Consider the following 12,507-nt stretch of genomic DNA (forward strand, 5'->3'; position numbering starts at 1 on the left):
CCGCCGGCCGACCTTCGAAGGCCGCCCCCGACCCTGAGGTGCCCCTGCGTGACCGTTGACCACCTGAACAAGCTGCTGCTCGAATCCTCCGTCGTCCTGCTGGTCGCCGTGGTAGCGGTGCGCCTCTCCACCCGCTCCGGCCTGCCCAGCCTGCTGCTCTACCTCGGCATCGGCGTGGTGATCGGCCAGAACGGACTGGGCGTCACCTTCAACAACGCGGAGCTGACCCAGGTGCTCGGCTACGCGGCCCTGGTGGTGATCCTGGCCGAGGGCGGTCTGAAGACCAGCTGGCGCGAGATCAAACCGGTGATGCCGGCCGCCACCGTGCTGGCCACCTTCGGGGTGGGGATCAGCGTCTTCGCCACCGCCGCCGGCGCGCACTGGCTGGTCGGCCTGGACTGGCGGATGTCGCTGCTGCTCGGCGCGATCGTCTCCTCCACCGACGCGGCCGCGGTCTTCTCGGTGCTGCGCACCGTGCCGCTGCCGAGCCGGCTGAGCGGTCTGCTGGAGGCGGAGTCAGGGTTCAACGACGCGCCGGTGGTGATCCTGGTGGTCGCCTTCGCCACCACCGGGCCGTTCGACTCCTGGTACGTGCTGGTCGGCAAGATCCTCGCCGAGCTGGCGATCGGCGTCGCGGTCGGCCTGGCGGTCGGCAAGCTCGGCGCGCTCGGCCTGCGGCACGTCGCGCTGCCGTCCAGCGGCCTGTACCCGATCGCGGTGATGGCGCTGACCTCGCTCGCCTACGCGGGCGGCGCGCTGCTGCACGGCTCGGGCTTCCTCGCCGTCTACGTCAGCGCGGTGCTGCTCGGCAACGCCAAGCTGCCGCACGGCCCGGCGGTGCGCGGCTTCGCGGACGGGCTGGCCTGGATCGGGCAGATCGGCATGTTCGTGCTGCTCGGCCTGCTCTGCACGCCCGCCACGATGGGCTCGGCGGTGGTCCCGGCGCTGGTGATCGGGCTGGTCCTGGTGCTGATCGCCCGGCCGCTCTCGGTGCTGCTGACCCTCACCCCGTTCAAGCTGCCCTGGCAGGAACAGGCGCTGCTCAGCTGGGCCGGGCTGCGCGGGGCGGTGCCGATCGTGCTGGCCACCATCCCGCTGGTGGCCGACGTGCCGCGTGCCCAGGACGTCTTCAACATCGTCTTCATCCTGGTGGTCGTCTTCACGCTGGTGCAGGGCCCGACGCTGCCCTGGCTGGCCAAGCGGCTGCGGATCTCCGAGGGCGCGATCGGCCAGGACCTCGGCATCGAGTCGGCGCCGCTGGAGCATCTGCACGGCCACCTGCTCTCGGTCTCGCTGGCACCCGGCTCGCGGATGTCCGGGGTCGAGGTGAGCGAGCTGCGGCTGCCCGCCGGGGCCGCGGTGACCCTGGTGGTGCGCGAGGGCAGCAGCTTCGTACCGGACCGCACGACGGTGCTGCGGGAGAAGGACGAGCTGCTGGTGGTGACCACCACGGCGGCCGAGGAGGCGACCGAGCGGCGGCTGCGCGCGGTGGACCGGGGCGGAAAGCTGGCGGGGTGGCTGGCGGGGAAGTGAGGGCGGGGGCTCGCCTGTTCTGGCGAGGCGCTTTTCTATGCGCGTAGACAAGGCCGTCCCGTCCCCGTAGACTGACCGCGGGTACGCATCACCCGTGCGCACCCGGCACAGAGGTATCTACAGACACCCGCAACATCTGCCTGAAGCAGAGTTGGCGCGACCGCTCGGCGGCCGCGGTCCGCAGCAGTTCCTGGCCCCCCGCTTCCGCCTGGCCAGCCGGACCCGGTAACAACCCCGGTCGACGCGCGAGAGGACGACTCTCGGCGCCGTCGGGGCTTTCCCGTTCCCGGCCGCGCTACCAGGCAGCAGGAAGGACCGACCGTGACGGCCCGCCGAACGGTCGACAACCCCCGAGCCCACACGGCCGGCAGCGTCGAGACAGTCGACGCGTCCGGCCCGCTCACCGCGCTGGACGGACCCGGCGCGCTGGACGAATCCGCCATGACGGGCGGTGCCGGCGCGCTGGACAGCTCCGCCGCACCCGCCCGCGTCGGATACGGCACCCTGCTGCGCACCCCCGGCGCGTGGACCTTCCTGGCCCCCGCCCTCGCCGCTCGCCTGCCCTACGCCATGCTCAGCCTGGGCATCGTGCTGCTGATCCGCGACACCAACGGCTCCTACGGCATCGCCGGCACCGTCGCGGCGGTCGCCGCCGTGGCCCAGGCCCTGGTCGGGCCGCAGACCGGCAGGCTGGCCGACCGCTTCGGCCAGGCCGCGGTGCTGGTCCCGAGCGTGCTGGTGCACGCGGTCTCGGTGGGCGCGCTGATCGCGCTGGCCCTGGGCCACGCACCGGTCTGGACGCTCTTCCTGGCCGCCACGCCTGCCGGCGCCACCGTGCCGCAGATCGGCGCGATGGTCCGGGCCCGGTGGGTGGGCCGGCTGGCCGACCGGCCGGCCCACCTCAGCACCGCCTTCGCCTTCGAATCGGTGACCGACGAGTTCACCTTCGTCATCGGCCCGGTGCTGGCCGGTGCGATCGCCACCACCGTGGCCCCGGCGGCCGCGCTGATCACCGAGGCCGCGCTCACCCTCTTCGGCGGGCTGGCCTTCGCCGCCCAGCGGCGCACCGCCCCGGCCCGCCACCTGCCCGAGCCCGGCGCCCGGCGGGCTTCGGCCCTGGCCTCGCCTGGCGTCCGGCTGCTGGCCGGCACCTTCCTCGGCGTCGGCAGCGTCTTCGGCGGCATGCAGATCTCCGTCACCGCCACCGCCGAGGCGGCCGGGCAGGGCGGGCTGAGCGGCATCGTCTACGGGATCTTCGCCGGCGGCTCGATGCTGGCCGGCGTGCTGTACGGGCTGGTCGCCTGGCGGCGCTCGGCCCAGCAACGGATGCTCGGCAGCTACACGCTGCTGGTGCTCGGCTGCTCGACGCTCTGGGCGATGCCCAGCCTGACCACCCTGGCGGTGGCCGGACTGGTCTGCGGGCTGGCCATCGCGCCGACCCTGATCACCGGCTACACGCTGGTCGAGAGCCTGGTCGCGGACGGCGCCAAGACCGAGGCCTTCACCTGGCTGACCGGGGCGATCGGTCTGGGCCTGGCGGTCGGCTCGACCGTGGCCGGGCAGCTGATCGACGCGGGCGGACCGTGGACCGGATTCCTGGTGCCGCTGGCCGGGTCCGGGCTCGGGCTGGTGGCGCTGGTCACGTTGCGGCGGCTGCTGCAGGCTCCGGGCACTCGGGGCCGTACCGTTGCCAGGGGCGGCAGTGCGGTGACCTCGCTCGTCGGGGTGTCGGAGCACTGAGCCGGCGCGGTCGCCGGCGGGCTGGTCCAGCTCCGACATGTCGGCGCTGGACTGAACAGGCGGAATGCCGCATCATGGACCGTCGTTAGCACTCATCAGGCGAGAGTGCCAGGAGGAAGACAAAGTGCCCACGTACCAGTACCAGTGCACCGAGTGCGGCAACGGCCTTGAGGCGGTGCAGAAGTTCACCGACGAGGCGCTGACCGTGTGCCCGAACTGCCAGGGACGCCTGCGCAAGGTCTTCTCGGCGGTCGGTGTGGTGTTCAAGGGCTCCGGGTTCTACCGGACCGACAGCCGCTCCTCCTCCACCAGCTCGGTGGGGTCCTCCTCGTCCTCGACGACGGCCGCGCCGTCCTCGGGCGGGTCGGGTTCGAGCTCGGCTGGGGCTTCGAGCTCCTCGTCGTCTTCGTCGTCTTCTTCCTCGTCGTCGTCTTCTTCGACGTCCTCGTCGACGTCATCGTCCTCGAAGTCGACTTCGGCGAGCTGACGCGGCTTCCAGGTTCTTCTGCGGCAAGGCCCTTGCCGGCGCCCCGATCGGGTGCCGGCAAGGGCCTTGCGGCGTTCTGGGGGCTCTGAGTTGTCCACAGGTGCCGGGTTGTCCACAGGAATTCGGTGGGTGCTGTCGGCGGTGCCGCGCGGCGCGGATGCTGGTCCGGCAAGCCCGAACGGGCCCGCTCGACCGCACCGACAGGGGTGGATCCCATGACCACGACCGCGCCGCTCACCCCCCGCCACTGCGCGCAGCAGCCGCCGCCGCGCGGCCCGTCCCCGCTGCCGCCGCGGCAGACCGTCCCGGAGTTCCGGCCGATCCGGCGGGGCGGGGGTGGGCGAGACCGCCTTCAGCAGGCGGTCCGCCAGCGACCTGGCGTGCTGGTCACCGGCCTGCTCGCCGCCGCCACGGCGATCGCCGCCGGTCCGCTGCGCCCCGGTGCGCCGACGCCGACGGGTCCGGCCGGCCCGCAGTCGCCGCCTGCCCAGACGGCGGTGGCACGGTGCTCCGCGGGGCGCTGACGGGGGCGGCGGTACTCAGCGGCCGCGGCCCGTCAGCCGCCGGCTAGCCGTGGTGCGGGGGGCGCTGGCTCAGGTACCAGTCGAGACCGCGCGAGGCCTCGGATTCGCCCCACCCGGCGTCGGTGTCGTCCGCCGTCTGCCGGCTCAGCGGGTCCTTGAAGACGAGCTTGGCCGCCTTCGCGGGGGCGGCCGGGGCCGGCTTCGCGGCGGTCGACGGACTGGGCAGGCGATCCTGCTCGCCCTGGCCGTCCCGCTCGTGCTGTCCTGCCATCGTGCCGCCTCCGGTGTGGTCCGTTCCCACCGTCCAGCCTAGAACGCCGCGGGGGGCCGGGCGGCGGCCCGGCCCCCCGCGGTGCCCACTCACCGGCGGGCGTCGGCGCTCAGCCCAGTTCGGCCTTCAGGAAGTTGGCCCCGTTGTAGGAACCCCAACCCGTCACCTTGTCGTAGCCGGTGCCCGCGCTGTAGGCCCCGTTGCTGCCGGACTTCACGTCGTGGAAGGCGGCGGAGTAGGAGCTGGAGCCCGCCAGCGAGTAGATCCGACCGTTCGCGAATCCGAAGGAGGGCTTGCCCTTGGCCTTGGCCTCGCTGTTGTAGACCGCCGTGAAGGCCGCCCAGTTCGGGGCCGCCGCGCTGGTCCCGCCGAACTCGGCCCACGCGCCGCCGGTGTAGACGGCCCAGCCGGAGGCCGGGTCGGCGTTCGCGGCGACGTCCGGCACCGCCCGGTAGGTCCCGGTGTTGGCGTTCGACTGGTAGCTCGGCGTGTTGAAGTACGAGGAGACTCCGCCGCCACTGCCGGACCAGGCCTTCTCGCCCTTCCACGCGCCGCCGGAGCCGAGGGAGAGCGTGGTGCCGCCGGTGCCCGTGGTCCACGGGTCGGCCGCCGGGAAGTCGACCGCGGTGCCGCCGTCGCCCGCGTCGTCCGAACCGCTGTCACCGGAGGCCGCGTAGACCGACTGGCCCTGCGCCGCGGCCTCCTTGAGGTCGGCGTCGACGGCCACCCGGTTGCTCGGGGTCTCACCCGCCTCGTAGGTGCCCCAGCTGATCGAGATCACCGGGACGTTGTCGCTGACCAGCTTGCTGTAGATCGCGGTCTCGCCGGCGTCGCTGTTCGGGGCTTCGTAGACCTTGATCGTCGCGCCGGGCGCCAGGGCCTGCACGACCTCGATGTCCAGGTCGACCTCGTCCTGGCCGGACAGGTCGGTGGTGCCGCCACCGGCACTGACCACGGTCGGGGCGCCGGGCGTCAGGCCGAACCCCTTGTCGTAGGCCGCCACGTCGCTCTGCTTGAAGCCGGAGAACTCCAGCAGGCCCACCGTGGCCCCGGTGCCGTTGTAGCCGGCCTTGACGGCGGACGTGAGGTTGTACGCGGCCTGCGCGTTGGTCGGGCTCAGCCCGGCGGGCGCCTTGGCGGTGGCGTCCGGGGTGGCCTGGGCGCTCGACCTGATGCCGGGGTGGGTGTACTTGGTGAAGTCGCTGAGACCGGACACGTCGGTCACCGCGGCGGCGATGTCGGCGGGCAGCACCGGAGCACCGGAGTTGGCGTAGTAGCTGCGCCCGCTCCGGCCGTCCCAGTAGGTGGCGAGGCTGGTGCCGAAGGCCTTCTGCACCTGAGCCGCGCTGCCGCTGGCCTCGATGGTGAGCCGGTTGGCGGTCACCTGGCCGACCTGCAGCCCCTGGCCCGCCAGGTAGCCGGAGACCTTGGCGACCGTCGCCGGGGTCGCCCCGTACCGCTGGGCGAACTGATCCACCGTCAGGTAGTGCTGGTAGTCGGGCGAACTCGGGTCGGTCACCCGGTTGAGGAAGGCGTCCAGCCCAGCGGTGTCCCGCTGCGCCAGGCTGACCGCCACGGATATCCGCTGGCCGGCCGGGACCTCGCCGGTCCGGGCGGAATGGCTGACGGCTGCCACCACGTCCCCGCGCAGCACGGCGGGCGACTGGGCGGCGGGCTGGACGGCGAACGCGGGTGTGGCGGCCAGCGCGATGATCGGCAGCGGGGCGGCGAGCAGTCCGATGACAGGCCTGATGCGGGACTTCACGGAGGTCCTCCTGGGACGGGGGTGATCGACCGTGGGCGCCGGCTGCCGGGGGTACGGACGGCTGCGGCGCCCAGGCCTGGGGAGTGGATGGCTCCACGCTAGGCTTGTCGATCCACCGTCAAAAGAGGGGTATCCCCTGCTGGTTGTGTGTCGCGATCGTGTCCTGGGGTGTCGTCCTGGGGTGTCGTCCCGGGGTGTCGCCCTGGGTGTCGCCGGCGTCGCGCCCCGTCGTGGTGGGCGGCGGGGCGGCGGGGCGGCGGGAGCCGTGGGGGCTCAGCCGCCGGCTGCGAGGGCTCGGGCGAGGCCGGCGCGGGAGCGCACACCGAGCTTGCGGTAGACCCGGGAGAGCGTGCCCTCCACCGTCTTGACGCTCACGAAGAGGGCGGCCGCCACCTCGCGGTTGGTCGCACCGTCCGCCGCCAGGCCGGCCATCCGCTGCTCACTGGCCGTCAGCAGTCCGCCGTCCGCGCCCGGCAGGGCGGCCACCTGGTCCAGCCGCCCCAGCTCCCGCATCACCCGAGCCAGCAGCGGGTGGGCCGTACGGTCCGCGCAGAGCTCCCGGGCCTCCAGCAACACGGCCCGGGCGCCCGGCCGGTGCCGCAGGCGCCGCTCGACCGAGCCGAGGGCGAGCAGGGTCCGGGCCACCTCCAGCGGTAGCCCCGCCGCGCGCTGGCGCTCCGCCGCCGCCCGCAGCAGGTCCACCGCCGCCCGCCCGTTGCCCACGCCCGCCTGTGCCAGCCCGGCGGCGCGGTCCAGCGCCGCGCGGGCGGGGAGCTGCGGCCCGCCCTCCCAACGAAGCGTCAGATCGTGCCCCTGCCGCAACACCTGCGCGGCCGTGCCGTGCTCCCCCAGGGCCGCCAACCCCTCTGCGAGGAGCGCGAGTCTGCGCACCGCGGCCGGATCGGCGAACCCCGCCGCCGTGCTCAGCCGGCGGGCCTCCTGGAGCACCTCCACGCCGACCGCCGTGGCGGCCGCGTCCCCACGGAGCAGGCCGGACTCTCCCAGCGTCCCCAGTGCCCGCACCTGATGCAGGCGGTCGCCGGCCGCGGCCCAACCCGCCGCCGCCCGCCGCGCCAACTCCCCGGCCCGCTCGGCACTGCCGCCCGTCAGCTCCGCCAGAGCCGCCGCGTGCAGCGCGAGCCCGTGGACGGGGCTGGGGGCGGATGCGGGGGCGGGGCTGGGGGCGGATGCGGGGGCGGCCAGCGGTTCGCCGAGAGTGGCCAGGGCCTCCCGCAGCTGGTCGGCCGCCGCCATGGCTGACGCCGCGTCACCGAGCCGGGCGTGGGCGGCGCAGCGCAGGCCGAGGGCGGTGATCGCCGCAAGGTCGGGCGCATCGAAGCCGTGGGCATCGGCGTCGTGTGCATCGGAGCCGGAGGCATCGGAGCCGGAGACATCGGGGTGGCCGGGGACGGCTATCGCCAGCGCGGTGCGGAGGGCGGCGGGATCGTCCAGCGCCAGCTCGGCCCGGAGCAGGCCGAGCCGCAGTCCGCTTCGCGCACCGCGATCCGCCACGCCGCGCAACAGGGCGGCCGCCTCGGCCAACGCCCGGCGCCCGGAACGGAGTTCGCCGCGAGCGGCCCGCACCGCCGCGAGCGTCCCCAGCGCCGCGACCCGCTGGGCGGCCTCGCCCGGGACGGCCGCGGCCACCGCCGCTTCGGCCGCGGTGGCCGCAGGGCCCGGGTCTCCGGCCAGCAGCCGGCCGTCGGCGGCCCAGCGGAGCAACTCCGACTCGGCCCAGCCGACCGCCCCCGCCGGCTCCTGCGCCGACCGGACCGTGCCGACCTCGGCCAGGCCCTCCCCGATCAACTCGCCCAGCCCGGCCGGCGCCTGCCCCGCCGACCGGAGCAGCACCACGCGGGCCCGGGTCCGCAGGACGACCGCCGCCGGGGAGCGCCCGACGTCCCCCGGTGCCCGAGGAGCCAGCACCCGAAGCGCCAGCGCCCGGGCCTCCGGCCAGCGGGCAGCAGCCGCGGCGTATCCGGCCGCGTCCACCAGAACCGCCGGCTCCGCCAGGTCCACCGGTCCGGTCAACCGGTCCGCATCGTGCGCCCCCTGACGGATGGCCAGCAGCGCCAGCCCGTAGGCCTCTTCCGGAGCGCCCCGCCGGTGGGCCCGGCGGGCCGCCTCGGCCAGGGTGCGGGCGTCGGGCGGAGCCAGCTGGGCCAGGGCGGCGAGCCGGGCCCGCTCCTCGGGGTCGGCGGTGGCGGCGGCCAAGGCGCTACGGGCGGCGGCCAGTTCGGTCGGCCCGGCCTCGGCCAGCAGCACCACGCGCAGCACGGGTTCGCGGAAGCGCAGCTCGCCGGCCCGCGGTCCGGCCTCGGGTCCGCCCGCTCCCACGGGCGGGGCGGCCGGCCGCGGCGGGTCGACCAGTTCCAGCACCCGCGCGCGCAGCGCACCGTCCAGCAGCCGGATCGGCTCGCACCCCGCGGCCTCGCGCAGCAGCGCCAAGGTCGGGCGGGCCGCGACCGCGGCCAGCAGCAACAGCCGGCGCTCCGCAGCGCCGTACGGGCACAGGCGCGCCAGCATCGCGGCACGCAGCGCCGGGGGCACCCCGTGCGGGCCGAGCAGTCCGAGCCGGAAGCCGGACCGGGCGAGTTCGAGCGCGTGCCCCGGGTTGCCCGCCGCGACCGACTGGACGTCGCGGAGCAGCGCCACCGGCAGCGGACCGCCGAGGTCGCGGGCCAGCAGCTGCGCGACGGCGGTCGGGGTCAGCGGGGGCAGCCGCACCTCGACGGTGGACGGTGGGCAGAGCTCCCACCAACCGGCCGGTGCCGCGTCGTCGCGCGCGGTCGCGAGCACCCGCACACCCGTCCCCGCCCGGCGCAGCGCGAACCCCAGGGCCCGCGTGGTCGGGGCGTCCAGCCACTGCAGCCCGTCCAGCACGAGCAGCAGTCCACTGCGGTCGGCCCGTGCGGCCAGCGCGCGCAGCAGGTCGACCAGGCCGAGCCCGAGCGCCAGCCGATCCGTCGCGCCGCCGGGCCCCGCCCCGCGCAGCAGAGCCGCATCCAGGGCAGCCCTGGCCGGCCCGGCCGGGAGGCCGTCGAGCAACGCGTCGAGTTGCCCGCCCGGTAGCCCGGCCAGCAGGTCGCCGAGGCCCACGTACGGGAGATCGCGTTCCGGCGGCACCGGAGTGCAGCGCAGCACGGTGCTCCCGCAGTCGGCGGCCTCGGCCGCGAGCGCGGCGGCCACGGCGGTGCGACCGATGCCGCCCGGTCCGCTCAGCAGGACCGCGCCGGCCGTGCGCAACGCCTCCCGGGCGGCGAGCAGTTCACCGTCTCGTCCGATCAATGCCGACTCTCCCCCGGGCCTGCCCCCGCCCCCACCCATCCGCCGAGCCACCTCCCCGTTTCCCTATTTGCCATGCACCTGACAGCAAGCTGCCCGTCACGCCCCCGAAGACGGTCCATCTCAACCCGGCCCGGACGCGCCGTCAATAAGGGGGGCAGCACGAACGATCAACCGAAACCGGGAGTTCACGCCGGTTGATCCACCGCAAAGAGATCCCCGGGAAGCTCGCTCGGCATGACCGAGCCCGGGCCCCGCGATCGGGGTCCGGGCTCGGGGTCCGGGCTCGGTCGTGCCGAGCCGGACGGCTGAACGTCCGGCTCGCGGTGGGCCTGCGGTCAGGCGGCCTCGAAGCCGGCGTGGCCGGCGATCTTCTTCAGCTCCGCCAGCGCATGCTTCTCGATCTGGCGGATCCGCTCGCGGGTCAGGCCGTGCTGCTTGCCCACCTCGGTCAGGGTGCGCTCGCGGCCGTCCTCCATGCCGTAGCGGGAGCGGATGATCGAGGCGGTGCGGTCGTCGAGCCGGCCGATCAGGTCGTCCAGCTCCTCGCGGCGGAGCATCACCATCACGGCGTCCTCCGGGGAGACCGCGCCGGTGTCCTCGACCAGGTCACCGAACTGGGTCTCGCCCTCGTCGTCCACCGCCATGTTGAGGCTGACCGGATCGCGAGCCCAGTCGAGCACGTCCTTGATCCGGGTCTCGGTGGTGTCCAGCTCGGCCGCGATCTCGGACGGCTCGGCCTCGCGGCCCAACTCCTTGGACTTCTCCCGCTGGACCCGCCGGATCCGCCCCAACTCCTCGACCAGGTGGACGGGCAGGCGGATGGTGCGGGACTGGTCGGCGATCGAGCGGGTGATCGCCTGACGGATCCACCAGGTCGCGTAGGTGGAGAACTTGAATCCCTTGGCGTAGTCGAACTTCTCCACCGCGCGGACCAGGCCGGCGTTGCCCTCCTGGATCAGGTCGAGCAACGGCAGCCCGCTGCGCGGGTAGCGCCGGGCGACGGCGACCACCAGCCGCAGGTTGGAACGGATGAAGACGTCCTTCGCCCGCTCGGCGTCGGCGGCTATCGCCTCCAACTCCTCGCGGGAACTGCCCTCGGGGAGTGCGACCCCGTGGCCGTCGGCCTCGTCCAGCAGGTGTTGGGCGTAGACGCCGGCTTCGATGCGCAGCGACAGCTCGACCTCCTCGGCGGCATCGAGGAGGGGGGTCCTGGCGATCTCGTCGAGGTACATGCCGACCAGGTCGCGGTCGGCCTCGAGGTTGGTCGGGCGGGCCGTACGAGTCCGGTCGGCCCTGTCGCGAACGACGGCACGGGTGGCCATGCTTGCTCCCTTGCTGGTGGATGCCCGGGTCTGGCTCGAGGGTCTGCGTTGGGGCGACGACACGCCTCCTCACCATGCGGGACCCCGGGGGCCTCGCACGTAACAATCCAACGAGCAGATTCCGGACAACATTCCCAAGTCGCTCAGATTCTTCGGGAGATGCAGTACCCTGCGCGATCCGGCACCGAATATCGACGCCGTGCGAGGGTTCGCCTACGCTGCGTCGAGTACGGCACGGGATCGACGACGGATCACCGTCATCCGTGCAACGCCCTGGGCGTCGCGAGAGATCCCCGCACCAGGTCCGCACAAAAGATGCCAAATCGCGATGCGCCACCCATCAGATCTACTCGTCGCGCTGGGAAGGTGTCAGCCATGCACCTGACCAGTAGCCCCGACCGTCCCGCGTGGGACCCGCGCCGCACGCCGCGCACCCGGCTCTCGCGTTACGCGGCGATCGCGCTGGGCGCCCTGGTGCTCTTCGGCGTGCTGCTCGCCCTGGTCGAGGGCGGCTGGTCCCCGCTGGCCCGGCTCGACCACGGCTGGACCTCGGCACTGCACGACTTCGCCCGCCAGCACACCGCGTGGACCGCCTCGCTGGAGACCACCACCATGCTCGGCGGCCCGCTGGTGATGCGCACCCTGCTTGCACTGGCCGCCGCCTGGCTCTGGGCGATCGGCGCCCGGACCATGGCGGGCTGGACCGCCGCCCAGGCGCTGGTCGGCTGGGGCGTCGAGGCGGCGGCCAAGGCGCTGGTCGGCCGGGCCCGTCCGAGCTGGCCCGACCCGGTGGCACACGCCGCCGGCGCCGCGTTCCCCTCCGGACACGCGATGGCCTCGGCGATCACGGCGGCCACCCTGGTCGCGCTGATCTGGCCGCGAGCCGACCGCGCCACCCGGATCGCCTGCTGCGCGCTGGCCGCGCTGAGCAGCGCCACGGTCGGCTTCACCCGGATCGGACTCGGCGTGCACTGGCCCAGCGACGTGCTCGGCGGCTGGTTCCTGGCGGGCGCGGTGCTCGGCGGGACCACGGTCGCGGTCGAGCTGTGGCGGCCCGGCGCGCTGTCGCGCGATGTGCGGCGGGTGGACTGGCGGACCAGACCCCGGGTGCAGAGCGTGCTGGCCCCCGTCGTGCCGTTCCCGGAGCTGGCCCCGGGCGAGGGCTACCGCTACCAGGACCGGCTCGGGCGGACCTTCGGCGGCGAGTTCGACGACAGGTTCGAAACCCGCGCGCCTGACGGGTCGTGAGATACCTCACACGAGTGGTCTGCGGCCACCCGGGAGGTAACCGGGCAGGGTCGGCCGAGTCCGCCCAGTGCGGGTCCAGTCCGGTCAAACCTGGACATTGAGCGGTATATCGCCTGGCAAATCGATCACTCCCGGACACCTCGACCGCCCCGAAAACGGCCGGTTCGCACACCGGAGAGATCCACCACATGGCACCGGACTCCCCAGTAAGTGCCCGGGTAGGGCAGACTGCTTCGGCTGGGCATAGCCATGTCCGGTTCGGGGGAACCGAGCACGACAGCGCGGCGGCGGCCGGTCGTCCGGAACTCGCGCCCATGCGTCAGCTCCGT

The 12,507-nt window shown here is 74.2% G+C and carries 9 protein-coding genes; 5 read left to right on the plus strand and 4 right to left on the minus strand.

The window, feature by feature from the left end; translation table 11 throughout:
* The first annotated feature begins 48 nt into the window (after window positions 1-48).
* From P3T41_RS11495 to P3T41_RS11510, 4 genes are all read left to right on the plus strand, one after another.
* Window positions 49-1,533, plus strand: coding sequence for a potassium/proton antiporter (locus P3T41_RS11495; RefSeq protein ID WP_280689589.1), 1,485 nt, complete (start codon window positions 49-51; stop codon window positions 1,531-1,533).
* Between the two features lie 441 nt (window positions 1,534-1,974).
* Entirely contained in the window at window positions 1,975-3,273 is a 1,299-nt protein-coding gene (locus tag P3T41_RS11500) for an MFS transporter (protein WP_280689872.1), read from the plus strand.
* A 124-nt stretch (window positions 3,274-3,397) separates the two neighbouring features.
* Entirely contained in the window at window positions 3,398-3,760 is a 363-nt protein-coding gene (locus tag P3T41_RS11505; protein ID WP_280689590.1) for an FmdB family zinc ribbon protein, read from the plus strand.
* Window positions 3,761-3,975: 215 nt separating this feature from the next.
* The gene (locus tag P3T41_RS11510) at window positions 3,976-4,284 is read left to right on the plus strand and encodes a hypothetical protein (protein ID WP_280689591.1); all 309 of its coding nucleotides are present in this window, start codon (window positions 3,976-3,978) and stop codon (window positions 4,282-4,284) included.
* A 43-nt stretch (window positions 4,285-4,327) separates the two neighbouring features.
* Here P3T41_RS11510 and P3T41_RS11515 read toward each other — a convergent pair whose 3' ends face one another.
* The 4 genes from P3T41_RS11515 to P3T41_RS11530 form a co-directional block, all read right to left on the minus strand.
* Window positions 4,328-4,555 carry a hypothetical protein gene (locus P3T41_RS11515; protein WP_280689592.1) on the minus strand — a complete coding sequence of 76 codons (228 nt, stop codon included), beginning with the start codon at window positions 4,553-4,555 and terminating at the stop codon, window positions 4,328-4,330.
* A gap of 109 nt (window positions 4,556-4,664) precedes the next feature.
* On the minus strand, window positions 4,665-6,320 hold the full coding sequence (locus P3T41_RS11520) for a S53 family peptidase (RefSeq protein WP_280689593.1): 1,656 nt from the start codon (window positions 6,318-6,320) through the stop codon (window positions 4,665-4,667).
* A 273-nt stretch (window positions 6,321-6,593) separates the two neighbouring features.
* On the minus strand, window positions 6,594-9,608 hold the full coding sequence (locus tag P3T41_RS11525; protein ID WP_280689594.1) for an AAA family ATPase: 3,015 nt from the start codon (window positions 9,606-9,608) through the stop codon (window positions 6,594-6,596).
* Window positions 9,609-9,943: 335 nt separating this feature from the next.
* Entirely contained in the window at window positions 9,944-10,840 is an 897-nt protein-coding gene (locus tag P3T41_RS11530) for a sigma-70 family RNA polymerase sigma factor (RefSeq protein ID WP_280689873.1), read from the minus strand.
* Between the two features lie 465 nt (window positions 10,841-11,305).
* On the opposite strand from P3T41_RS11530, the gene P3T41_RS11535 reads away from it, so the two are divergent.
* Entirely contained in the window at window positions 11,306-12,178 is an 873-nt protein-coding gene (locus P3T41_RS11535; RefSeq protein WP_280689595.1) for a phosphatase PAP2 family protein, read from the plus strand.
* Window positions 12,179-12,507: the final 329 nt, after the last annotated feature.

It is taken from the genome of Kitasatospora sp. GAS204B (assembly GCF_029892155.1).
Taxonomy (GTDB): domain Bacteria; phylum Actinomycetota; class Actinomycetes; order Streptomycetales; family Streptomycetaceae; genus Kitasatospora.